The organism is Nocardia sp. NPDC005825, from assembly GCF_040630175.1.
Classification (GTDB): Bacteria; Actinomycetota; Actinomycetes; order Mycobacteriales; family Mycobacteriaceae; genus Nocardia.
Window position 1 is genome coordinate 183224 of record NZ_JBEXXC010000009.1, and the last position, 19403, is coordinate 202626.

The window sequence follows — 19403 nt, forward strand, 5'->3', positions numbered from 1 at the left end:
ACCGACTCGCGGTCGGTCGCCACACCCCTCCTGTAGCGTGATCGACCATGGAATCTCGGCGGATCACGGTCGGTGACCGCGAGTGGGCGGTGCGAGTCGGCGGGCCCGACACCCGGCACCACGTCCTGCTGCTGCCCGATGCGGGTGATCCGGCCGATGTTTACGACCAGGTCTGCGAACGGCTGCAGACCTCGGACCTGCACACCATCGCCATCGAGTCGATCGACGGCCTCGACGCCGCGACGGTGGTCGACATCCTGGGCCAGCTGAAGGTCCCGTACGTCAACCTGGTCGGTATCGGCGCGGGCGCGGACCTGGCCTGGGAACTGGCCGCCCGCCACTTCAGCCATTTCATGAGCCTCATCGTGGCCGGTGGCGGCCACCCGGCGGTGCCCGGCGTGGACGGCACCGTCCGCGACGCCTCCTGCCCGCCGGTGGAGATCCCCACCACCCTGCTGGCCACCAAGCCCTTCCCGCGCGAGGTGGCCGAGGGCTCCGCCCGGTTCGTCTACGGCGAATTCCGGCTGGTCCCCATGGATGTGACCGCCGTGGCCGCCGAAGCCGGCCACGAACTGGCCACCGAGGTCGTGCTACGCACCAGCTTCTGGTGACTCGGCGAGCCATTTCAGCCACGAGTCCAGTTCGCGCAGGGCCGCGGTGCGCGGCGTCTCCGACGACAGGAACACGTCGTGCCGCGCGCCCTCGATCGGCACGATATTGGTGCGCGTACCCAGGCAGCCGGACCAGCGCTGGATCTGCCGCACGTCCAGCACCACGTCCGACACGTCGGCGGCGGGCCCGTAGTTGCGCATGAACTTGGTGACCTTCGACCGCAGGATCAGCGCGGGCACCCCGATGTCGAGGCCCTTGTGCAGGCGCAGGTGCCCGCGGCGGATGGCCCGCAGCCAGCCCGCGTGAACGGGGAAGCCGCTCAACGGTTTCCAGTCCAGGTTGTAGTCCCATTCACCGGACTGGGTGTGGTGCAGGCTGTCGCCGTATGTGGTGGCCACGCCCAGCGGCAGCTTGGCGAAGGCCCGCAACCGGCCCAGGCCCTCGAGCAGCGGCGTGCCCACCGAGCGGTAGTAGCCGGGCCCCTGCAGGTCGAACCACGGGCTGTTGAGCATCAGGCCGGTGATGCCCTGGGCGCGCACCCCGCCCGCGGTCTCCAACCGGTTCAGCCACAGCGAGGTCACCAGGCCGCCGGTGGAATGCGCCATGATCACCACCGGCAGTCCGGTCTCGGTGCGGACGACCTCGAGCGAGCGGTTCAGCTCCTCGTCGTAGAGCTCCAGGTCGCTGACATAGTGCGGGGTCTGCCCGGCGCGGCGCGAGCGCCCGCATTTACGCAGGTCCAGCGCATAGAAGGCGAACCCTTGCGCGGCCAGGTGCTGGGCCAGATGCTCCTGGAAGAAGTAGTCGGTGAAGCCGTGCACGTAGAGCACCGCACGGGTGGGGGCCGGGATGCCGTCGGGGGTGTAGCGGACCAGGGTGGCGACGGCGTCGCCCTCGCCGTCGGGATCGGGGCCCAGGGCGAGGGTGAGCTGCTGATAGTCGGCGCCCAGGACGTCGGGCTGCCAGGCGGTGGTCGAAGACGTGGTGGAGGACGTTTCGCGGGTCACCCGCTCAACATAGACCGCGGTGCGTGGATGTCTATTTGGGAGGGATCTCTCACATTCGGGGATTTCGAAGCGGGATTCGGGAATGGTCAGGGGCAGAATTGAGTCCAAGTGAACGACGGGTAACCTAACCCCCACCTGGTGACCCAAAAAAGACAAGGAAGTCGATCCCCGCCGTGTCGAACGCTGCCACGATTGAAAAGACCGATGTAGTACTCATCGGTGCCGGCATCATGAGTGCCACCCTCGGTGCCCTTCTTCGTCAGGTGCAGCCGGATTGGTCGATCACCGTTTTCGAGCGCCTCGAGGCCGCGGCCGCCGAGAGCAGCGACCCGTGGAACAACGCGGGCACCGGCCACTCGGCCCTGTGCGAGCTGAACTACACGCCGCAGAACGCCGACGGCTCGGTGGAGATCGCCAAGGCCATCGACATCAACGAGCGCTTCCAGGTCTCGCGCCAGTTCTGGTCCTACTCGGTCGAGAACGGCGTGCTGGCCAACCCGTCGAACTTCATCAACCCCATCCCGCACGTGAGCTTCACCCACGGCAAGGACGGCGTCGAGTACCTGCGCAAGCGTCACGAGGCGCTGTCGCGGCATCCGCTGTTCGAAGGCATGGAGTTCATCGACGACGCCGACGAGTTCGCGCGGCGACTACCGCTGATGTCCAAGGGTCGCGACTTCTCCGACCCGGTCGGCCTGAACTGGACCGACTACGGCACCGACATCGACTTCGGTGAGCTCACCAAGGAACTGCTGGCCTACCTGGGCGCGTCCGGCGCGGACATCGCGTTCGGCCACGAGGTGGTCAACCTGACCAAGCAGTCCGACGGCTCCTGGCTGGTGAAGGTGCGCAACCTGCGCAGCAACAAGGTGCGCGTCATCAACGCCAAGTTCGTGTTCGTGGGCGCGGGCGGCGGCGCGCTGCCGCTGCTGCAGAAGTCGGGCATCAAGGAGATCTCCGGTTTCGGCGGCTTCCCGGTGTCGGGTCTGTTCCTGCGCTGCACCAACCCGACGCTGGTGGCCCAGCACGAGGCCAAGGTGTACGGCCAGGCCTCGGTCGGCGCGCCGCCGATGTCGGTGCCGCACTTGGACACTCGCGTCATCAACGGTGAGAAGGGCCTGCTGTTCGGCCCGTACGCCGGTTGGACGCCGAAGTTCCTCAAGGACGGCAAGCTGACCGACCTGATCAAGTCGGTGAAGCCGAACAACCTGTTCTCCATGCTGGGCGTCGGCGTCACCGAGATGGGCCTGGTCAACTACCTGGTCGGTGAGCTGCTGAACTCGCAGAACGACCGGATCGGCGCGATGGAGGAGTTCATCCCGCGCGCCGACGGCGACGACTGGGAGCTGATCATCGCCGGTCAGCGCGTGCAGGTCATCCGCCGCAAGGGCGCGGGCGGCGTGCTGGAGCTGGGCACCGCGGTCGTCGCGGCCGAGGACGGCACCATCGCCGGTCTGCTCGGCGCCTCGCCGGGCGCGTCCACCTGTGTGAGTGCCATGCTCGACGTGATGAAGAAGTGCTTCCCGCGCGAATTCTCCACGTGGGAGCCGAAACTCAAGGAAATGGTGCCGTCGCTGGGCGTCAAGCTCTCCGAGAACCAGGCCCTGTTCCGCGAGGTGTGGGACTGGTCCACCAAGGCCCTGCAGCTGGACCCCGCCAACACGCCGAAGCACGCGGATATCGCTTCTCACGCGTAGATGTGATAGCAAGACGCGATGATGTCAACGGTTGCTCTCAAACGGTCGTGGTCCCAAGACCTGGACACCACGACGCTGTACAAGCTGTTGAAACTTCGCGTGGAGGTTTTCGTCGTCGAGCAGAAGTGCGCCTACCCGGAACTGGACGGGTTCGATCTATTGCCGGAGACCCGTCACTTCTGGCTCGACGACGAGGGTGAGACCATCTGCACCCTCCGTCTCATGGAGGAGCACGAGGACGGCGTCAAGTCGTTCCGCATCGGCCGGCTCTGCACCACCCCGGAGGCCCGCGGCCACGGCTACACCACCCGCCTGCTGCAGGCCGCGCTGGCCGAGGCGGGTTCGGCGACGGTCCGCCTGAACGCCCAGACCTACCTGCTCGACATGTACACCAAGCACGGCTTCAAGGTCGACGGCCCGGAGTACATCGAAGACGGCATCCCGCACATCCCCATGCGCCGCGGCTGACCCCGCCCCGCACCCTTCCACGCCCGCTGTGAAACCCACAGCGGGCGCGGCCATTTCACCCCCCGCTCCGCCGAGCGGCACATCCTGGAGGTCGAATCGGGCAAATCCCCTCCAAGATGTGCCACTCGGCGGGGGTGGGGCGGGGTGGGATGGGGTCGTGGGGGGTGGGGGCGGGGGCGCGCATAGAGTTGGGGCGTGTCTGTTCCTTTGGCTTACTCCGAGAGTGTTCGCGCGGCCGGTGACGAGGCCGGGTTTCCGTTCTCCGCGGTGGTGGGGCAGGAGCGGCTGCAACTGGCGTTGATCCTGTGCGCGGTGCATCCCGGCATCGGCGGGGTGCTGGTGCGCGGGGAGAAGGGGACCGCCAAGTCGACCGTGGTGCGCGCGCTCGCGCAGCTGCTGCCCCCGGTCGTGGACGAGTCCGGCGCGCGGCCCGCGCGGCTGGTGGAACTGCCGGTCGGTGCGACCGAGGACCGAGTGGTCGGGTCGCTGGACCTGGAGCGGGTGCTGCGGGACGGGGAGCAGGCGTTCAAGCCGGGCCTGCTGGCCGCCGCCCATCACGGCGTGCTCTACGTCGACGAAGTGAATCTGCTGCACGACCACCTGGTGGACGTCCTGCTCGACGCGGCCGCCATGGGCCGGGTGCACATCGAGCGCGACGGCGTCTCGCACACCCATCCGGCGCGATTCGTGTTGGTGGGCACCATGAATCCCGAGGAGGGCGAGCTGCGGCCGCAGCTGCTGGACCGCTTCGGCCTCACCGTGGACGTCGTCGCCTCCCGCGACGTGGACACGCGCATGGCCGTGGTCCGCCGCCGCCTCGACTACGAGGCCGACCCCGCCGCCTTCGCCGACCGCTACGCGACCGCGGATCGCGAGGTGGCCGAACGCATTCTGACCGCCCGCGACCACCTCGCCGAGGTCAGCCTCGACAATGTCGAGCTGCGCCGCATCGCCGCCCTGTGCGCCGCCTTCGACGTGGACGGCATGCGCGCCGACCTGGTGGTGGCCCGCACCGCCACCGCCCACGCCGCCTGGCGCGGCGCCACCGCGGTCACCGAGTCCGACGTCCGCGTCGCCGCCGAACTCGCGCTGCCGCACCGCCGCCGCCGCGACCCCTTCGACGAACCCGGCATCAGCGAGGAACAACTCGACGACGCCATGCGGAACGCCGCCGACGAAGCCGCCCGCGCCGAGCAGCAGGGAGCTGACGGCCTGGGAAAAGGTGAGGCGGTCCCGCCGAACGGCGCGGGACCGCAGGATCCGGCGGAAGGCGAGGGGCGCGACGCCGATTCGCCTGCTGCCGAACAGAATCCATCCGACGCGAAGCCCGCCGACTCGGCCTCGGCGGACGGTCCCGACGGCCCGGACTCGCACGATCCCGGCCCGGACGCGCCGGGCGACGGCCCGGATTTCCCCGGCGGACCGAATCCTCCTGGAGGAGGCCGGAATCCCTCCGACGACCGCGCCGACCGCAACCCCTCGGCCGATCGCCCCGCCCGCGAGGGCAGCGCCGCCGCCCCCACCGCCACCCTCCCCAAGCCCCCGCGCTGGGAGGTCCCCGGCGTCGGTGAGGGCGCTCCCGGCCGCCGCTCTCGCGCCCGCACCCGCCAGGGCCGCATCGTCCGCGCCACCGACGACACCTCCACCGGCCTGCACCTGCTGGGCACCATCTTCGCCGCGGCCCCCCGCCAGTTCGAGCGCGGCCGCCTGACCGGCCCCCTCGCCTTCGCCGCCGACGACCTGCGCGGCGCGTATCGCGAAGGCCGCGAGGGCAACCTGGTCGTCTTCGTCGTGGACACCTCCGGCTCGATGGCCGCCCGCGACCGCCTCTCCGCCGTCACCAACGCCGTCGTGGCCCTGCTCCGCGACGCCTACCAGCGCCGCGACAAGGTCGCCGTCATCACGATGCGCGGCCAGGAAGCCGACCTGGTCCTGCCCCCGACCTCCTCGGTCGACATCGCCGTCCGCCGCCTCGCCGACCTGCGCACCGGCGGCAAAACCCCACTCGCGCAAGGCTTGCTGAAGGCCCGCGACCTCATCCGCCGCGAACGCACTCGCGACCCCCACCGCCGCCCCCTGCTGGTCCTGCTCACCGACGGCCGCGCCACCGGCGGCGCCGACCCGGTCCCGCGCGCCCGCGCCGCCGCCCGCATGCTGGCCAACGACTCCGTGACCGCCATGGTCGTCGACTGCGAACGCGGCATGATCCGCCTCGGCCTGGCCCGCGACATCGCCGCCGAATTGCGCGGCGGCTACCTGCGACTGAGCGAACTCACCGGCGACGCCGTCGCAGGCATCGTCCGCGCGAGCCGGGCTGCGTAGACACGGTGGGAACGCGCGGTACAGCATGAAAGTTCGCGGCCCGTCTCGTTCTGGACCGAGTGGAGCGGAGGAGCGAAGCGGGGGAGCGGAGGGAGGGAAGAACGAGACTTCGGGGGCCGCGAACAGCCCGGAGCGAAGCGGAGGGCAAGATGAAACAGCCCGCGTTGAAAGGAGCCTCCACCGATGCCGAAGGGTGTTCCCCTCCCGGAATCCATTCCCGATGACGGTCTGACCACCCGGCAGCGGCGCAATCAGCCGGTGCTGGCCGTGCACACCGGACCCGGCAAGGGGAAGTCGACGGCCGCGTTCGGAATGGCGTTGCGGGCGTGGAACCAGGGCTTCGACATCGCGGTGTTCCAGTTCGTGAAGAGCGCGAAGTGGAAGGTGGGGGAGGAGGCGGCGTTCCGCACGCTCGGGCAGCTGCACGACGACACCGGCGCGGGCGGCGCGGTGGAGTGGCACAAGATGGGCGAGGGCTGGTCCTGGACCCGCAAGCAGGGCTCCGACGACGACCACGCGGCCGCGGCCGCGGCGGGCTGGAAGGAGATCCGGCGACGGCTGGAGACCGAACAGCATCGCTTCTACGTGCTCGACGAATTCACCTACCCGCTCAAGTGGGGCTGGGTCGATGTGGACGAGGTCGTCGAGACGCTGCGGAACCGGCCCGGTAATCAGCACGTGGTGATCACCGGCCGCGACGCCCCGCAGGCCCTGATCGACGCCGCCGACCTGGTCACCGAGATGACCAAGGTGAAGCATCCGATGGACGCCGGCCGCAAGGGCCAACGCGGGATCGAGTGGTGAGCACCCCCGCCGTCGTCATCGCCGCGCCCGCCTCGGGCAGCGGAAAGACCACGGTGGCCACCGGATTGATCGGCGCCCTGCGCCGCGCCGGGCACCGGGTCGCGCCGTTCAAGGTCGGCCCGGACTACATCGACCCCGGCTATCACGGCCTGGCCGCCGGCCGCCCGGGCCGCAACCTGGACCCGGTCCTGGTCGGCGCGGACCGCATCGCGCCTTTGTACCTGCACGGCAGCCGCGACAGCGATCTCGCCGTGGTGGAGGGCGTCATGGGCCTGTTCGACGGCCGCATCGACGAACACCACACCGACCCCGTCGCCGAGGGCTCGACCGCCCAGATCGCGGCCATGCTCGGCGCACCCGTGATCCTGGTGGTGGACGCGCGCGGCCACAGCCAGAGCCTGGCCGCCCTGCTGCACGGTTTCGCCACCTACGACAGCGGAATCCGGCTCGGCGGAGTGATTCTCAACCGCGTGGGCAGCGAACGCCACGAACAGGTCCTGCGCGCCGCCTGCGCCCGCGTGGGCCTGCCGGTGCTGGGCGCCCTGCCCCGGCTCGCCGAATTGGCCGTGCCCTCACGGCATCTCGGCCTGATCCCGGCGGTCGAGCACGGCACCGCCGCCCAGGCCGCCGTGGACGCCATGACGGATCTCGTTGCGGCGCACATCGATCTGGACGCGGTGGCCGCCCTGGCCGCCTCCACCGTGCGGGGCCGAGCGTGGGATCCGGCCGAGGAAGTGACGGTCCAGGAGTCCGGACCGGTGGTGGCCATCGCCGGGGGACCGGCCTTCACCTTCGGCTACGCCGAGCACCGCGAGCTGCTCGCGGCGGCCGGAGCCCAGGTCCGCGTCTTCGACCCGCTGCGCGACGAACTGCCCTCCGGCACGGCCGGATTGGTCATCCCCGGCGGCTTCCCGGAGGAACACGCCGCCGATCTCGCGGCCAATACCGGGCTGCTGGCGGCCATCGCCGACCAGGCCCGCCGCGGCCTCCCGATCCACGCCGAATGCGCGGGTCTGTTGTACCTGACCCGCACCCTCGACGGTCACCGCATGGCCGGTGTCCTCGACGTCGACGCCGAGTTCGGCCCGCGCCTCACCCTCGGCTACCGGGACGCGGTGGCGCTCACCGACTCTCCGCTCTGGAGCGCCGGCGACCGCGTCCGCGGCCACGAGTTTCACCGCACCCGGCTGATCGACGCCGGTTCGGCGGACGCCGCGTGGGCCTGGCGCTCACCCGCCGGCGAGACGGTCCGCGAAGGCACGGTGCTTCACCGCGTCCACGCCTCCTATCTGCACACGCACCCGGCCGGGAACCCGGCGGCCGTCGGACGGTTCGTCGCCGCGGCGGCCGACTTCGCCCGGACCGATGTCACGGTCTGACCTGGCGGTCGGTGTCGGGCTGCGTCCCGGGACGACCGCCGACTCTCTCGTCGCGGCGGTGTGGGAAGCGGTGGGGGACAGGCCGATCAGCCGGTTGGCCACGATCGATCGGCGGGCCGGTGAACCGGGGTTTCTCGAGGCGGCGTCGCGGCTGAACGCGGTGGCCGTGGGGTTCTCGGCGGTGGAATTGGCGGCCGTTCCCGTTCCCAATCCGTCAGGCCGGGTCACGGACGCCGTCGGTGCCGCGAGTGTCGCGGAGGCCGCAGCCGTATTGGCCGGTCGGGGCGGGGATTTGGTGCTCGCCAAGACCGTGGTGTCCGGAATCGTCATTGCTGCCGTGGAATTCGAGTCGTAGGGCTCGCCGGACCTCAGTCGTCGCAGCAATCGCACTCGTGCCCGGCTGCCGCGGCATTCGCGCCGAGCGCGGCCGGCGACGGGCAGCAGGTGTCACCGCGCCAGGCGTTCACGCCTTCCTTGACCGCGATGACCGCGATGACCAGGGCGGCGATCGGGTCGGCCCACGACCAGCCGAACAGGCTGTTGAGCAGCAGGCCGACGAGCAGCACCGCGGACAGATAGGTGCACAGCAGGGTCTGTTTCGAATCGGCCACCGCCGAGGCGGATCCGAGTTCCCGCCCGGCGCGGCGCTGCGCCCACGACAGGACGGGCATCACCGCCAGGCTCACGGCGGCCAGGGTGATGCCGATCGGGGAATGCTCGGCGTGCCCGACCCCGAGGAGTCCGCGGATCGAGTCGACGGCGACGTAGGCGGCGAGCGCGAAGAAGGAGAACGCGATGATCCGCAGCGCGATCTTCTCCCGCTTCTCCGGGTCGGAGCCGGCGAACTGCCAGGCCACCGCCGCCGCCGAGGACACCTCGATCACCGAGTCCAAGCCGAACCCGATCAACGCGGTCGAGGAGGCGCGGGCGCCCTCGCTCAACGCGACGATCGCCTCGATGACGTTGTAGGTGATCGTGGCGGCGACGAACCAGCGGATCCGCCGTCCCAGCAGCGCCCGACGCTGCGGCGAGGGCCCCCTCGTGACTGTTCCGGGCAGCGACGGCATCCCCAGTGAGTTCGTCATCAGCAGCACTCCTCGGTCGCCGAGTCCGGGCAGCAGGCCGGATCGACCGCCAGCACCAGCCCGGTCAGATCGTCGAGCGCCCGCCCGATCCGCGCGTCGGCCAGTTCGTAGCGTGACCGCCGCCCTTCCGGCACCGCCACCACCAGCCCGCAACCTCGAAGGCACGCAAGGTGATTGGACAGGATCTGCCGGGAGACCCCGATCCGTTCGGCCAGATCGGACGGATAACCCGGCTCCCGGCGCAGGCTCAGCAGGATCTGAGTGCGGGTCGGATCCGACAGGGCGTGCCCGAACCGGGCCAGCGCATCACGGTGCAGCAGTGCGTCCACACCCTCACGGTACATCGGAATCTGTATTCAGAATAGTCTGAACAATCGCGCCCGAAGGGCCTGGGCGCGCCCCGGGGTCTTCGGTCTTTGGCGCCGGGGCTTTTGTTCTCTATGTTTTGCCGTGTGGCCGACCCCACCCTGACCCTCACCCCGGACCGCTGGCGCACCTTCCTGACCTGGTGGCGCTTCTGGGGCATCCTGGGTTTCTGCGGCTCGGCCTTCCTGACGTTCCTGATCATCAGTGATCTGGACGGCGTCCCCGCCTATTGCGGCTGGCGGCACCCCTGCCCGCCGTGGATCACCCTCACCATCGGCGCGTTCCCGATGTACGTGTGGGCGGTGGGCGGAGCCGTCACCTGGCAGCTCGCCAGAATGGCCCGCAGGCGAGGTTGGCGGCCGTCCCTGGGCATCCCGATCGGCGGGCTGATCTTCTTCCCCGGCCTGCTCCTGAGCCTCTTCGTCGTCTACCACTACTGGTGGCCGAACGGCTGAAACGCCGCAGCCCCCGCCGACTGGTTGGGTATCGGCGAGGGCTGCGACTGCACGCGATCAGGGCGCGACAGAACCCCAATCGGCGAATCCGGTCGGATCGTGCCGGCCCATGGTGCCGTGCTCGAACAGACCCCAGCCCTCGTCGTCGCCGCAGCGCGCCTTGCCGACGTGGTCGATGACGCCGAACGGAATCCGCCCGGCCACAGCGGGATCGGTCAGGTCGTAGAGCTTGCTCTCGGACCAGTTGCGGCCCTTCCACTGTCCGTGCAGCCAGTCCGGGTCGCCGCCGTAGCCGCAGCCCGCATTGAGCGCGATGAACGTTCCGGCCTCGACCTCGACCTCGAGCGGCTTGCCGTCGGGCGTGGACAGTTCCAGCCGCAACGCGGTGGGGATGCGGGTGCCGGACTTGTAGGTCAGGTGCACGCGCGGCCACCCCAGCTGCTCGACCCGCCCGTCGTTCCAGACCCGGGTGGCGTCATTGAGCGTGCGGAAGCCGTTGGGCTCCTCCTGCACGATGACGATGATCGAGTAGTCGTCGAACTTCAGCGGCACGTACAGCCACCAGAAGCCCTCCGACGGCTCGTCGGCCACGCGCCCCGCCGGATCGGATTCGCCGACCGGCCGGATGCCCCAGGAGCGGTCGCGGGTGCCGCACCACACGGCGGGATCGATGGCGAAGTCGTCGCCGTCGACATTCAGTGTGCCCGACCAGGTTCCGACCTGGGCGAACCGCTGCGCGTCGATGATGGGCCGGTTCAGCTTGGTGATGATGGTGTGCGGCTGCTCGGCCACCGCGGGGAAGGAGCCCTCCCAGGTGAGGTCGAACGACAGGTCGTCGTGCTCGCAGATCACGCGCAGCTTCTGCAGCGGCTCGATCACCTCGATGCGGTACCCGCCGACGGCCAGGTCCAGGCCGCGCTGGTCGAGCGCGTCGGAGAACCGCACCGCGCGCTGGGTGTCGCCGCGGCGCACGGTGGCGAAGGCGTCGGTCACGCCCAGGTTCGGGTAGACGCCGAACCCGGTGATGAGCATGGTGTCGCCGCCGGTCTGGATGGCGTTGTAGTAGCTGCGGTCGTAGAAGTTGCGATCGCTGCTCACCACCCGCGCCATCGGCAGCGGGGTCTGGTGGATGGGGTATTCGTCCAGCGGACCGATCATGTCCTCGTCTCTCAATCCCAGTTGTACGTGCCGTCGAGCAGTGCTTCGATCAGATCCGCGTGCATGACGAATTCGTCGCGGTTCTCGGGTTCGGTGGTCTCGCCGAAGTGGATCATCCGCCGCCAGATGCGGGCCATCACGACGCCGTGGCGCAGGGCGGCGTAGGTGAGATACCAGTCCAGGTCCACCAGGGTGTGGCCGGTTGCCTCGGTGTAGAGCTTCTCGACGTCGGAGCGCCGCATGTAGTCGGGCACGCCGGGCTGGCCGTACTTGGTGGCCATGTCCTGGAAGAAGCGGTGGATCAGCAGGGTCCAGGCGACGTCGAGTTCGCGCGGGCCGATGGCGGCCATTTCCCAGTCGAGCACGGCGTTGGGGGTCAGGCCCTCGAACATGATGTTGCCGGGCCGGGCGTCGCCCCAGCTGAGCACGTCGGCGCTCGGGTGCTCGGGGAAGTTGTCCTCGAGCCACGCGAAGGCGCGGTCCAGGATCGGGATGTGGTAGCCGTCGTCGGTGAGAGCCCAGGCGTACCAACGCTTCTGGGCGTCGAGGTGGCGGCGCAGCGCGGGGCCCTCGCCGTCGAGGTGCGGGAACCGCTCGGCGGGCTTGTCGATGGCGTGGATGCGCGCGATCACGTCCACGGTGTTGCGGGTGATCTCCAGGCGCTGTTCGGGGGTGGCGTCGTAGAGCCAGCCGGTGAACACGTAGGGCGGGTTGTCGGACGGCGCCTGGCCGCCGACGCGGCGCATCACCAGGAACGGCGAGCCGAGGATGCTCTCGTCGGCCTCGTACCAGCACAGCGGCGGGATCGGCAGGTCGGTGGCCTCGGTGACGCCCGCCATGGTGGCGAACTGGCCGCCGAGATCGTATTTCTCGAAGACCGGGAAGGAGTCGGCTTCGGGGGCGAGCCGGGCGACGAAGGAGCCGCCCGCGGGCTGACCGTTCTCGGTCCATTCGGCGTCGAACAGCAGGGTGGCGCTGGACATGCCGCCGGCCTGCGGGTGGGTCAGCGAGGTGACCCGCGCCGGGGTGTCCGATTCGACCTTGGTGGACAGCCATTGGGTCAATCTGGTCGCGAGCTCGTCGTCATCGCGGTCGGAGACCGTCAATTCCCATTTCTCATTGAGGTCGTCGGCGGACATTGCCGTCCCTTCTAGCGCACCAGCATCGGCGTCAGCCATGTGGTCTGAGTAACACGTGCCCAAAATGTAACCGGTTCTAGTGGGGGGTGGGAAGTACTCCCGGCGATTGGTGTAAGCAGTACCGCTGACCGGGATGACCGCTGGTCGGGGGTGTGGACCCGTGCTGTCCCGTAATCCCTTGGGAGGACTTCCGATTAGGCATATTCCGGGTCGGCTCAGGGTCTTCACGGAGGCGCCGCGCGGGGCCCGGAACCTAGCGTCGAAGGTCCGGATCGACGACGAGGGGATGTGGGATGAGCCTGCTGACGGCCGAGGACGGAACCGATCTGGCGGCGCGGACGCCGGGGGAGCGCGCCGGCTGGAAACCGGCCACCCGGATTCTGTTCCGATTCGGCTTTCTCTATTTCGTACTGTTCTGCGTTTTCTATCCGCAGCCGATCTTCGCCTTTCTCGGCGTCATCCAGGAATGGCTGCCGGAGAATATGCAGATCACCATGGTGAACTGGTATCACGCGCCGATCGAATGGGTCGGGCGTACCGTATTCGGCGCCGAGGTCGCGCTGAATACGCAATCGGGCAGCGGCGATCAGGCGTATTTGTGGGTGCTGGTCTTCTGTGTGCTGGTGGTCGCCGTCGCGGGCACCCTGGTCTGGAGTGTGCTGGACCGCCGCCGCACCGAATACCGCCGTCTCGCGGGCTGGTTCCTGCTGTTCATCCGGCTCTGCCTGGCCGGGCAGATGCTGGGTTACGGCTTCGCCAAATTGGTTCCGACCCAGATGCCGGTGCCGCCGCTGGACGCGTTGGTCCAGCCGTTGGGCAGCATCACCCACTCGTCGATGCTGTGGTTGCAGGTCGGCACCTCGCCGGTCTACGAGATGCTGCTGGGCGGGGCCGAGGTACTGGGCGGCATCCTGTTGCTGCTGCCACGCACCACCCTGGCGGGCGTGCTGCTGAGTCTGGTGAGCATGGCGCAGGTGTGGGTGCTGAACATGACCTTCGACATCCCGGTCAAGCTGCTGTCGTTCCATCTCATGCTGCTGTGCCTGGTGCTGCTGGTCCCGGAGGCGCGACGCCTGACCGCGGTGCTGACCGGCCGCGCGGCGGGACCCGCGGACACCCCGGAGCCGGTCTCGAGCGTCAGGGGCCGCCGGATTCTCGCGATCGGGCAGGTGGTGCTGCTCGTCTGGTTCCTGATCGCGCAGGCGGTGCAGCAGACGCGGGCCTACCACGAGTGGGGCCCGGGGCGGCCGAAGTCGGAGCTGTACGGCATCTGGACGGTCACCGAATTCACCCGCGACGGCCAGACCGTGCCGCCGCTGGTGACCGATGAAACCCGCTGGCGGCGACTGGTGTTCGACAACCCCGAGGCGGCGTCCTACCAGTCGATGGACGACACGCTGACCATGGTCGGCGCGAAGATCGACGCCTCCGCGCACACGCTGGCACTGCTCGCCCCCGGCGGCGAGGGCTCGGACGGGCCGCATCCGCTGGCCACCTTCACCTTCGACCGCCCGCAGTCCGAGCGCCTGGTACTGACCGGCGAGATGTCCGGGCATCCGGTGACCCTCACCCTGCAGCGCGTCGACGAGAGCGGTATCCGATTGCGGCAGGGCGGGATTCACCTGATCCAGGACGTCCCGCGGTTCAACTGACCCCGACGGTGCTGCACTGGTTGTCCCACAGCGGATTCGGCGCGAGGAACTCGCCGCCGCCCCGCACGAACGCCTGCTGGGCGTCGGAACGGCCCAGCAGGTGGGCGGCCAGCCAGGCCGTCGGATACCCGAGGTAGCCGTGCACACCCGTCGCGCAGGGCCAGGCCGCCCGGTCGCAATCCGGTTGGCCCTGCACGTCATTGTGATCCGGGGTGACCAGGGTGCCCCAGGCCTTCGGGATTCCCGCGGGCACCGCGTCGTAATAGGCCCGCATGGACTCCAGCCCGATGGCCTGCGCCGGCAACAGCTGATCCGACGGCGAGATGAGGGTGTCGGCCGCGCCGTTGACGAAGAACACCGAACCTGCGGTCAACGCCCGGATATCGGGGCACGACACGCCGAAGACGCACAGCAGTTGGATCGGCAGTTCGATCGGCACCGCGGTCGTGATCCGGCCGCCGGAATGCGCCATGGCATTGAGGACTCCGGTCGCGCCCTGCGAATGTCCCACGGCCCCCACCGCATCCGGGTCGAGGTTGCCGTGGAACACGCTGCCGGGGTCCTCGGCCAGGCTCAGCAGCTTGTCCACCGCGCCCGCGATGTCCACGCCGGAGCCGGTGGCGGCGTTCTCGGTGGCGATCACCACGAACCCCCACGAGGCGAAATGCCGCAGCAGGTAGTCGTATTGGCCCGGGTGCGCGTCCGTGCCGTCGCCCCAGGTGATGATGGGATGCCGGAATCCCCTGGCCCCCAGGTCGGTCGGGTACCAGATGTCGTAGGCCGCCCCGGTGGAATCGCAGCAGGTGAAGGCCGTGCGCTCGGTCACCTGCCAGGGCCCCGGCTGCGAATACGCGCTCTCCACAGGCGGATCCGCGTGGCCGGTGCCCGGGGCGAGGCCGAGCGCCAGGAGCGCGGCGAGCAGGAGACTGCGAACGACCACGACGACCCTGCGTGTCATAGCTATCAAGCATAAGAACCGGCGGGCCGGTTCCGTCGCAAGTTACGCGGACCGCCGCGCACCGTCCGCGCGGATCGTGAACTTCCTATCGATTGCTGCACGGCCGCCAGGCGATTGTCGTGCGCGGCCCGGCACGCCGTACCCTGAATCCTTGTGCAGAACCCCGCAGCCACCCCCGATGACCAGCCGGTTCCCGCGTCCCGGGCCGAGACCGGTGACCCGAACTACCTGGTCGGCCTCGATCTGAACGGCCGCCGCGTGGTCGTGGTCGGCGGCGGCACGGTCGCCCAGCGGCGGCTCGGACTGCTCATCGCCTCCGGTGCGGACGTGCACGTGATCAGCCGCGAGGTCACCCCGGCGGTCGAAGGCATGGGCACCATGGGGCAGCTGACCATCGAGCTGCGCGCCTACGCCGACGGCGATCTCGACGGCGCCTGGTACGCCATGGCCTGCACCGACGAACCGGACACCAATGCCGCCGTCGTCGCCGAGGCCACGCGTCGCCGCATCTTCTGCGTGCGCGCCGACACCGCCCGCCTGGGCACCGCGGTCACCCCGGCGACCGCCCGCTACGACGGCATGAGCCTGGGCGTGCTGGCGGGCGGGCAGCACCGCCGTTCCGCCGCGGTCCGCAACGCGCTGCTCGAGGCCCTGCAATCCGGTGTGGTGACCGATGATTCGGCCCCCGTCACCCCGGGCGTGGCCCTGGTCGGTGGCGGCCCCGGCGACCCGGACCTGATCACCGTGCGCGGCCGCCGCCTGCTGGCCCGCGCGAATCTCGTTGTCGCCGACCGGCTCGCGCCGCCGGAGCTGCTGGCCGAGCTGGGCCCCGACGTCGAGGTCATCGACGCCGCCAAGATCCCCTACGGCCGGGCCATGGCGCAGGAGCACATCAATGCCGCGCTCATCGAGGGCGTGAAGGCGGGCAAGTTCGTGGTCCGGCTCAAGGGCGGCGACAACTATGTCTTCGGCCGCGGCTACGAGGAACTCGAGGCGTGCGTCGACGCGGGCATCCCGGTGACCGTGGTTCCCGGCGTCACCTCGGCCATCTCGGTTCCGGCGCTGGCCGGCATCCCGGTCACCCACCGCGGCGTCACCCACGAGTTCGTGGTGGTCAGCGGCCACGTCGCCCCCGATCACCCGGACTCCCTGGTCGACTGGCCCGCCCTGGCCCGGCTGCGCGGCACCATCGTGCTGCTCATGGCCGTCGAGCGGATCGAGAAGTTCGCCGACGCCCTGATCTCCGGCGGCCGCGCGACCGACACCCCGGTCACCGTCATCCAGGAGGGCAGCCTGCGCACCCAGCGCATCCTGCGCGCCGACCTGGCCACCGTCGCCGAACGGGTTCGGGCCGAGGGCATCCGCCCGCCGGCCATCATCGTCATCGGCCCCACCGCGGGGTTCACCGCCGGAGCTCCGGACCTGGCCAACTCCTGACGAGCGTGATGAGGACGGTTGCCCCGGTCAATGCATCCTCTAGAGTGGGCCCGTGCTCGATAACCCCGCTGCGACGATGCAGTATCCGGTGACCAAGCGGGCGTTCGGGCTCGCGATCCTCGTCCTCAGCGGGTTGCAGCTGATGGTCGTGCTCGACGGCACGGTCATGATCCTGGCGCTGCCCCGACTACAGGAGCAGCTGGGCCTGTCCAACGCGGGCAGCGCGTGGACGGTGACCGCGTACGGGCTGCCGTTCGCCGGACTCATGCTGCTGGGCGGACGGCTCGGTGACTCGTTCGGGCGCAAGCGCATGCTCATCATGGGTGTCGGACTGTTCACGGTGGCCTCGGCGCTGTGCGGCACCGCCCAGAACGAGGCGTGGCTGATCGCGGCTCGCGCGCTGCAGGGCACGGGTGCGGCCATCGCCGCGCCGACGGCGTTCGCGTTGGTGGCGAGCACCTACGCGCCCGGACCGGCCCGCAATCAGGCGGTGGCAATCTTCGGTTCCATGGTCGGTGTCGGGTCGGTCGGTGGTCTGGTGATCGGCGGCGCGCTGACCGAGGTCGACTGGCGCTGGATCTTCTGGATCAATGTGCCGATCGGCCTGCTCATCGTGTGGGGCGCGGTCACCCAGCTGCGCGACACCGTGCACCACCGCATCTCGCTCGACGTGCGCGGCGCGGTGCTGGGCACGCTGGCCTGTGTGGCGATCGTGTTCGGCGCGACCGAGGGGCCCGAGATGGGCTGGACCAACCCGGTGATCCTGGGTTCGGTGATCGGCGGTCTGGTGCTGCTGGTGGTGTTCGTCCTGGCCGAGCGCGATGTCGAGAACCCGCTGCTGCCGTGGTCGCTGTTCGACAGCCGCGACCGCGTGATCACCTTCGTCGCGATCTTCCTGACCTCCGGCGTGCTCGGCGCCACCACCTTCTTCGTGGCCCAGTTCCTGCAGAACGTGCTGCGCTACAGCCCTTTGCACGCCGGTCTGGCCAGCATCCCGTTCACCCTCGGCGCGGGTGTCGGCACCGCGGTGGCCTCGAAGGCGTGCATGTACGTGCGGGCGCGCTGGCTGCTGCTGGCGGCGGCGGTGGTGCTGTCGGGCGCGCTGTATTTCGGTTCCACGCTGGACAGTTCGGCCGACTACTTCCCGACGCTGCTGGTCATGATGTCGATCGTCGGCTTCTGCGTGGGCACGGCCATCGTGATCCTGCCGCTGTGCGTGCTGGTCGGCGTGGACATGGCCCACATCGGTCCGCTGTCGGCGGTGGGGCAGATGTTCATGAACATGGGCACGCCGTTCGCGGTCGGCATCCTGAGCCCGGTCGCGCTGTCGCGCACGCTGTCGCTGGACAAGGGCGCGACCGGCAAGGTGAGCACCATGACCCAGCATCAGATCGACGCGCTGGGCAGCGGCTACACCCTGGTGCTGCTGGTGTGCGCCATCGGCACCGCGCTCATGGGCCTGCTGGCGTTGACGCTGCGGTACACGCCCGCGCAGCTGGCGCAGGCGCAGCACGCGCAGGACGAGGCGCAGAAGAACTGAGCCCGGCGTCCGGGGTCGCTTGGGTGTCAACATGTGTTGGCCTACACTTGTGGGCATGACTGTGGAGACGGGTCCCCGGCGCTCGGACGCCACCCGCGCCGCGATTCTCGAGGCGGCGCGCAAACGGTTCGCCGAGGACGGCTTCCGCAAGGCGACCATCCGGGCCATCGCCGCCGACGCGGGCATCGATCCGTCGATGGTGATGCGGTACTACGGCAACAAGGACGGATTGTTCGACGCCGCACTCGATGTCGACCTGGCCCTGCCCGATCTCGGTGCGGCCGCGCCGGATTCGGTGGGCGGCCTGCTGGCGGCGCGCTTCCTGGAACTGTGGGAGCAGCCGCCGACCAGCGAGATCCTGCTGACCCTGCTGCGCTCCGCGCTCACCGACGAGGGGGTGGCCGAACGCACCCGGCGCATCTTCGCCCAGCAGTTGATGCCCGCGGTGCTGGGTTTCGGCGACCCGGCCGACGCGCCGCATCGCGCGGGCCTGATCGCCGCGCAGATGCTGGGACTCGCGTTGTGCCGCTACATCTTGCGGCTGCCGCCGGTGGTGGCGCTGACTCAGGAGCAGATCGTGGCCGAGATCGGACCCACCATCCAGCGCTACCTGTCCGCCTGACCCGCCGAGTGGTGAAAGCCACTGTTCTCGAGGGGTTTTCACCGGCCCGAACTTTCGGCACACTGCCCGGATGGGGATGAGCCTGGACACGGAACTGCTGGACCGCTGGACGAAACTGGCCGGGCCGCAGGCACAGGCGGTGGGGGAGGACCTGGTCCGCCGTTATCGCGAGCCGCACCGCCGCTATCACACCGTCGAACACCTGGCCGCCATGCTCGCGGTCATCGACGACCTGGCCGCGGACGCCGACGACCTGGACGCCGTCCGTTACGCGGCGTTCTTCCACGACGCGGTGTACGCCATGGACGGCACCGACAACGAGGAGGCCAGCGCCCGCCTGGCCGAAACCACGCTGCCCGCACTGGGAGTCGCGCCCGAACAGGTCGCCGAGGTCGCCCGCCTGGTTCGCCTCACCGGCGGCCACCACCCGGACCCGGCGGATCGCAACGGCGCGGTCCTCTGCGACGCCGACCTGGCCATCCTCGCCGCCGACCCCGCCGGATACGCCGCCTACACCGCCGCCGTCCGCGCCGAATACGCCCACGTCCCCGACAACCTGTTCCGCACCGGCCGCGCCGCGGTCCTCGCCGCCCTGGCGGAAGGCCCCGCCCTCTTCCGCACCCCGACCGCGCTGCAGCGCTACGAGGCCGCGGCCCGCGCCAACCTCGCCGCCGAAATAGCCGCGCTCACAGGCGAATAGCG

General features: G+C 69.8%; 19 protein-coding genes. 13 read left to right on the plus strand and 6 right to left on the minus strand.

Annotated features, from left to right (window positions below):
* Positions 1-47: 47 nt before the first annotated feature.
* A complete protein-coding gene (locus ABZ382_RS24350; RefSeq protein WP_357092839.1) occupies positions 48-611 on the plus strand; it encodes an alpha/beta hydrolase in 564 nt (187 codons plus the stop codon).
* On the opposite strand, the gene ABZ382_RS24355 is transcribed toward ABZ382_RS24350, so the two are convergent.
* Complete coding sequence (locus ABZ382_RS24355) at positions 591-1619, minus strand: alpha/beta hydrolase (RefSeq protein WP_357092842.1); 1029 nt, start codon at positions 1617-1619, stop codon at positions 591-593. The genes ABZ382_RS24350 and ABZ382_RS24355 overlap by 21 nt on opposite strands.
* Positions 1620-1792: 173 nt before the next feature.
* Here ABZ382_RS24355 and mqo point away from each other — a divergent pair, with 173 nt between their 5' ends.
* The 6 genes from mqo to ABZ382_RS24385 all read left to right on the plus strand — a co-directional run bounded on the left by mqo (position 1793) and on the right by ABZ382_RS24385 (position 8644).
* A complete protein-coding gene (gene mqo, locus ABZ382_RS24360) occupies positions 1793-3316 on the plus strand; it encodes a malate dehydrogenase (quinone) (RefSeq protein WP_357092845.1) in 1524 nt (507 codons plus the stop codon).
* Positions 3317-3334: 18 nt separating this feature from the next.
* Positions 3335-3784 carry a GNAT family N-acetyltransferase gene (locus ABZ382_RS24365; RefSeq protein WP_213556935.1) on the plus strand — a complete coding sequence of 150 codons (450 nt, stop codon included), beginning with the start codon at positions 3335-3337 and terminating at the stop codon, positions 3782-3784.
* Between the two features lie 195 nt (positions 3785-3979).
* Entirely contained in the window at positions 3980-6106 is a 2127-nt protein-coding gene (locus ABZ382_RS24370) for a magnesium chelatase subunit D family protein (RefSeq protein ID WP_357092848.1), read from the plus strand.
* Between the two features lie 183 nt (positions 6107-6289).
* On the plus strand, positions 6290-6910 hold the full coding sequence (gene cobO / locus ABZ382_RS24375) for a cob(I)yrinic acid a,c-diamide adenosyltransferase (RefSeq protein ID WP_357092851.1): 621 nt from the start codon (positions 6290-6292) through the stop codon (positions 6908-6910).
* Positions 6904-8289, plus strand: coding sequence for a cobyrinate a,c-diamide synthase (locus ABZ382_RS24380; protein ID WP_357092854.1), 1386 nt, complete (start codon positions 6904-6906; stop codon positions 8287-8289). Before cobO ends, ABZ382_RS24380 begins: the two co-directional genes overlap by 7 nt.
* Positions 8276-8644, plus strand: a complete 369-nt coding sequence (locus ABZ382_RS24385; protein WP_357092856.1) for a cobalamin biosynthesis protein — start codon at positions 8276-8278, stop codon at positions 8642-8644. Before ABZ382_RS24380 ends, ABZ382_RS24385 begins: the two co-directional genes overlap by 14 nt.
* Positions 8645-8657: 13 nt before the next feature.
* Here ABZ382_RS24385 and ABZ382_RS24390 read toward each other — a convergent pair whose 3' ends face one another.
* Together ABZ382_RS24390 and ABZ382_RS24395 are read right to left on the minus strand one after the other, a co-directional pair.
* Positions 8658-9374, minus strand: a complete 717-nt coding sequence (locus ABZ382_RS24390; RefSeq protein WP_357092859.1) for a cation transporter — start codon at positions 9372-9374, stop codon at positions 8658-8660.
* Positions 9374-9703, minus strand: coding sequence for a metalloregulator ArsR/SmtB family transcription factor (locus ABZ382_RS24395; protein ID WP_357092862.1), 330 nt, complete (start codon positions 9701-9703; stop codon positions 9374-9376). Before ABZ382_RS24395 ends, ABZ382_RS24390 begins: the two co-directional genes overlap by 1 nt.
* 123 nt (positions 9704-9826) lie before the next feature.
* On the opposite strand from ABZ382_RS24395, the gene ABZ382_RS24400 reads away from it, so the two are divergent.
* On the plus strand, positions 9827-10195 hold the full coding sequence (locus tag ABZ382_RS24400) for a hypothetical protein (protein ID WP_357092865.1): 369 nt from the start codon (positions 9827-9829) through the stop codon (positions 10193-10195).
* Positions 10196-10252: 57 nt separating this feature from the next.
* Here ABZ382_RS24400 and ABZ382_RS24405 read toward each other — a convergent pair whose 3' ends face one another.
* The gene (locus ABZ382_RS24405) at positions 10253-11353 is read right to left on the minus strand and encodes a hypothetical protein (RefSeq protein ID WP_357092868.1); all 1101 of its coding nucleotides are present in this window, start codon (positions 11351-11353) and stop codon (positions 10253-10255) included.
* An 11-nt stretch (positions 11354-11364) separates the two neighbouring features.
* A complete protein-coding gene (locus ABZ382_RS24410; RefSeq protein ID WP_357092871.1) occupies positions 11365-12492 on the minus strand; it encodes a phosphotransferase family protein in 1128 nt (375 codons plus the stop codon).
* Positions 12493-12785: 293 nt separating this feature from the next.
* On the opposite strand from ABZ382_RS24410, the gene ABZ382_RS24415 reads away from it, so the two are divergent.
* Positions 12786-14144, plus strand: coding sequence for a DoxX family protein (locus tag ABZ382_RS24415; protein WP_357092874.1), 1359 nt, complete (start codon positions 12786-12788; stop codon positions 14142-14144).
* On the opposite strand, the gene ABZ382_RS24420 is transcribed toward ABZ382_RS24415, so the two are convergent.
* The gene (locus ABZ382_RS24420) at positions 14137-15102 is read right to left on the minus strand and encodes a hypothetical protein (protein ID WP_357092877.1); all 966 of its coding nucleotides are present in this window, start codon (positions 15100-15102) and stop codon (positions 14137-14139) included. The two genes, ABZ382_RS24415 and ABZ382_RS24420, sit on opposite strands and share 8 nt — an antisense overlap.
* Positions 15103-15330: 228 nt before the next feature.
* Here ABZ382_RS24420 and cobA point away from each other — a divergent pair, with 228 nt between their 5' ends.
* The 4 genes from cobA to ABZ382_RS24440 all read left to right on the plus strand — a co-directional run bounded on the left by cobA (position 15331) and on the right by ABZ382_RS24440 (position 19401).
* Positions 15331-16539 (plus strand): uroporphyrinogen-III C-methyltransferase, encoded by a 1209-nt coding sequence (gene cobA, locus ABZ382_RS24425; RefSeq protein ID WP_357093381.1) that lies wholly within the window; start codon positions 15331-15333, stop codon positions 16537-16539.
* 76 nt (positions 16540-16615) lie between these two features.
* Positions 16616-18079 carry an MFS transporter gene (locus tag ABZ382_RS24430; protein ID WP_357093384.1) on the plus strand — a complete coding sequence of 488 codons (1464 nt, stop codon included), beginning with the start codon at positions 16616-16618 and terminating at the stop codon, positions 18077-18079.
* Between the two features lie 55 nt (positions 18080-18134).
* Positions 18135-18701, plus strand: coding sequence for a TetR family transcriptional regulator (locus ABZ382_RS24435; RefSeq protein WP_357092879.1), 567 nt, complete (start codon positions 18135-18137; stop codon positions 18699-18701).
* 70 nt (positions 18702-18771) lie between these two features.
* Complete coding sequence (locus ABZ382_RS24440) at positions 18772-19401, plus strand: metal-dependent phosphohydrolase (RefSeq protein WP_357092882.1); 630 nt, start codon at positions 18772-18774, stop codon at positions 19399-19401.
* The last annotated feature ends 2 nt before the right edge of the window (positions 19402-19403 follow it).